At 52.3% G+C, this 1,239-nt stretch carries 1 protein-coding gene; it reads right to left on the bottom strand.

Translation table 11 applies throughout. The features are described from left to right. Nucleotides 1-1,239, bottom strand: a 1,239-nt coding sequence (locus tag BIT28_RS00075) for an Ig-like domain-containing protein (RefSeq protein ID WP_139310406.1), incomplete at both ends; no start/stop codon positions are given.

The raw sequence follows: 1,239 nt of genomic DNA, 5'->3' as shown, positions 1-1,239 counted from the left end.
GTATTCACGCCTGGACGGAAGAACGTCGTGTTATCGACCAGCGAAACAGGCAGTGGTTTACCCGTACTGTCAAAGGCAACCGCTGTTCCCAGATCCACTTTGGTCGACAAGGCCGTCGCATTCACCTCCACGTCATCAGGTGCGGTGATCGTCGGTGCTTCCAGTTTGTCGCTCTTAATGGTCACTGTGGCTTTAGCCGTTGCTTTACCGCCATTACCATCAACAACCCCGTACTGCACCGTTACCGTACCGCTTTGCGTGGTGGCCAGCAGGATCTTGTCATCCTGAAGACTGGCCTGCCCCGAGGTTGGTTTCACCCAATCCAGCTTCAATGTATCTTCATCAACATCCGTATCATTGGTGAGAACATCCAATGTATAGGAAGCCTGATCGCTGGCTGTCAGCACAAAAGTGTCATCCACCGCAACCGGATCGTCGTTCACGGCTGCAATGTTCAACGTCACGCTATAAGTGACTGACGACGCCTGACCATCGCTCACCTGATATTCAAAAACATCGCTACCGTTGTAGTTTGTTACAGGGGTATAGGTCCAGCCATTCGCGGTTGCCACCAACGAACCATGAGCTGGCGAAGAAATTACATTTCGTGTCAGGTTACTACTGTCTACATCAGACAACGCAGGTGAAATGTCAGCGCTGGTATCCTCGTCAAAATTGATAACCAAAGACTCACCCACCGGCGCGTCATTGACGTTTTTCACTGTCAGGTTAAAGGCAGGTAATGAGTCACTTGCCGCCCCGTCAGAGACCGAAATCACAATCCCGCTGGTCGTGCCGACATGACTGTTATCAGGGGTACCACTCAACGCCCCTGTCGCTTCATCGAAGCTAGCCCAAGTCGGCTTGTTGGTGATACTGAACGTCAGCGACGTACTGTCAACATCCGTCACCTGCGGTTTGTAATAATAGGCGCTATCCTCATTCACCTCCGTCGCCGGATTGCCGCTGATCACCGGCGCATCGTTGACATTATTGACCGTCAAACTGAAGCCCGGTAGTGAGGCGGTCTCCGTGCCGTCCGATACCGAAATCACAATATTATTGGTGATCCCGACATCCGCATTGCCCGGCGTGCCGCTCAGGGTTCCGGTAGCCTCATCGAAGCTGGCCCAACTTGGCTTATTGGCAATACTAAAGCTCAGTGTATCCGCCGTGTCATTATCATGACCGACAGGGGCAAAAAGATAAGCCGTATCTTCATCAACCGAAGTGTCTGGG

The sequence above is a fragment of the Photobacterium proteolyticum genome, from assembly GCF_001939735.1.
In the GTDB taxonomy this organism is placed as follows: Bacteria; Pseudomonadota; Gammaproteobacteria; order Enterobacterales; family Vibrionaceae; genus Photobacterium; species Photobacterium proteolyticum.
The sequence above is the reverse complement of the archived record's forward strand: the minus strand, read 5'-3'. Positions and strand labels throughout refer to the sequence as shown.